Here is a 2419-nt window from a genome sequence, read left to right on the forward strand (position 1 = left end):
GTACCCGAGCGTCTGGTACGGGGTGCCGGCCAGCCAGGGGCTGTCGGTGATCTCCTCGTTCAGCACGTTGCGGACCGTGACGCTGCGGGTGGTGCCGTCCGCCTTGCGGTCGCCGTCCATGCCCTGCAGGTAGGAGACGGTGCTCTGGGTGACCGGGTCCGGGGCGGCGCCGGTGGTGGTGGTGACGGTGCGGAAGCCCCGGAAGTCGTTCCAGGTGCGGTGCTTGTCGTCGGTGAGGTCGGAGTCGTCGCGGTGCCAGGCGGCACCGTCGGCGTAGGTGTAGTTGGTGACCTTGGCGGGCGAGCCGGCCTTGGTGCGGTCGCTGTCGGTGACCTGGGAGACCAGGGTCTTGTGGAACCAGTCCTCGATCGGCTCGACGCCGCCCGGGGTGTTCCAGAAGACCGGGTAGCAGGCCATCGTGTTGCTGTCCGCCGAGGCGGGCATCGTCTTCTTCTCGCGGGAGCACTCCGGCGCCCGGTAGGTGACCGCGACGGACTCGCCGGTCTCGGTCTGCACGCTGGAGATCCGCGGGTGGTACAGCGGCGGGGCGGCCGGGGTGAGCCCGTCGACCCGGTTGTCCATCTCGATCCCGGCGAAGGTGACCGGGTCGAGGGTGATCGGCCCGCTGCCGCCGGCGGAGGTGTCCTTGCCGGTGTGGGTGAGCTTGGACAGCCACATCACGGACTGCAGCGAGCCGGTGCTCTTCGGGTCCTGGGTCTTGCCGGTGACCGGGTCGTAGGTGCCGCCGGCGTCCGAGAAGACCTGCGTCAGGTCGTAGCTGTCGACGTCCTGCCAGCCGGCGGCGGTGCGGACCTTGCTGTCGATGCCCTTGAGCCGGTAGGTGGTCCAGAAGGTGGGGCCGCTGATCAGGCAGACGCCGTCGGTCTTGTCGTCGTCGCCGACCTTGTTCTTCCAGTCCGACTCGCAGTGCAGGTCGTACGGGGTGTCGGGCCAGCTGGCGGCGGTGTCCGAGGAGAGGTTGCCGTCCTTGCAGACGCTGTCCGAGGTGGTGCAGCGCTGTGCGGTGCGGAACTCGACCTTCGCGGCGGGCTCACGGCCGGCCCGCGCGTCGGCGAGCTGGTAGCCGTAAGAGATCCGGGTCAGCCGGCCGCCGCGGGTGTACTTGGTGAGGGTGCCGCCCTTGTCGTCCTCGGCGACCTGGCCGTAGCCCATGTTGTAGTAGTTGGACTCGGTCGCCCAGTCGTAGCGCTGCACGTTGCCGTGCGGGTCGACGACGAAGTCCAGGTTGAACCGGTAGCCGACCGGCTTGTCGCACTGGGAGTCGTCGCCCTTGTCCGAACTGTGGCACGGGTCGCCCGACTTGGGGTGGTAGATCGGCACGCCCCAGGCGCTGTCGGTGGCGTCGTCGGCGGTGGTGCCGGGCGCGTGGTTCAGGCCCAGGTAGTAGGCGGTGCCGTCGGTCGTGGTGACCTTGAAGTACTCGCCGTCCCACAGGCCGTTGGTGGCGCCGGTCAGCCGCTCGATCCTGGTGCCGTCGTCGCTCTGCAGGTGGTAGCCGCCGTCGTCGTCGCGCAGCAGGACGCCGTTGTGGGTGCCGAGTTGGAGGGTGGCGTTCCAGCCGGCCCAGCACTCGTCGCCGGAGTCCTTGATCCCCTGGTCCTTGCAGCTCTTGTAGGAGCGCTCGATGAAGCCGGGGTTGTACGACCAGCCGTCACCGATCCACGAGGACTGGGAGTTGCGGGCCGAGGTCTCGCCGTCCACCGACTGGGAGTCGTAGGCGAGGCTGACGGTCGGGGCGGCGCCGCCGAGCGAGGGCGGCAGGGTGATCGGGTACTGGTAGGTGAAGGCGCCCGAGGCCGAGGCGGACCAGGCGCCCGAGGCGGACAGCGAGGTGGCGCCGAAGTCGCCCTGCGAGCCGCTGCTGCCGGCCACCGCGGCGACCGCCATCCCGGAGGAGGCGGAGGCCGCCGCGGCGCGGGCGGCGGGGGCGGCGAACGGGTTGGCCGCCTTGGTGGCCGCCGGGGCCGGCAGGGTGACGGCGGCGCTGAGCCTGCGGCCGACCGGGTCGTTGACCGACTCGAGCGGGGTCCGGGTGCGGCAGGCGGCGAGCTGCGGGGTGGTGAGCGCGCAGGACGGCATCGCCACCAGGTGCAGCCGGGAGGCCCAACCGCCGCCGTACGCCTGGTCGATGGCGGCGTAGTCGAGGGAGACCGAGACGTCGCCGGTGCCGGTGCCGTGGTCGGCGCGGGCCAGGCCGACCAGCAGGCCGTCGACGCCGGCGCCCTTGGCCTGCTCGCGGCCGGCCAGGCTGACCTGGACGGAGGAGACCGGGGACAGCGGGGCGAGCGGGCTGACCAGCGCGCGGGCGCGGGCGCCGACCGCCGACGAGGTGGCCGGGGAGACCGAGACCGGCAGGGCGCCGGCCTTCACCTGCCCGGCGGGCGCGGCGAGGCTGCGC

At 72.1% G+C, this 2419-nt stretch carries 1 pseudogene; it reads right to left on the reverse strand.

The features are described 5' to 3' along the window. A pseudogene (locus tag AA75_RS50575) lies at positions 1 to 2419 on the reverse strand (hypothetical protein); the annotation flags it as partial.

This window comes from Kitasatospora sp. MBT63, assembly GCF_000710465.2.
Taxonomy (GTDB): domain Bacteria; phylum Actinomycetota; class Actinomycetes; order Streptomycetales; family Streptomycetaceae; genus Kitasatospora.